The organism is Methanococcoides sp. AM1 (assembly GCF_900774055.1).
Lineage (GTDB): Archaea > Halobacteriota > Methanosarcinia > Methanosarcinales > Methanosarcinaceae > Methanococcoides.
Genome location: NZ_CAAGSW010000042.1, coordinates 1 through 207 on the forward strand (window position 1 = coordinate 1; position 207 = coordinate 207).

The 207-nt window shown below is 42.0% G+C and carries 1 protein-coding gene; it reads left to right on the forward strand.

Annotated features, from left to right (window positions below):
• Window positions 1-207 (forward strand): PKD domain-containing protein (locus E7X57_RS12290; RefSeq protein WP_135613309.1); only part of this gene is annotated, 207 nt, incomplete at both ends.

Here is a 207-nt window from a genome sequence, read left to right on the forward strand (position 1 = left end):
TGTATACTGTCAATCTTACTGTCAGTAATATTAATGGCACTGCTTCCGAAATCAAGACCGGTTATATCAATGTGACATCCGTTCCTATACTTCCGGTATCCGATTTCAGTGCTAATGTCACTGAAGGCTATGCACCACTTACTGTTTCATTCACTGATCTCTCAACCAATGCAACGTCATGGTCCTGGGATATTGATGCTGACGGTA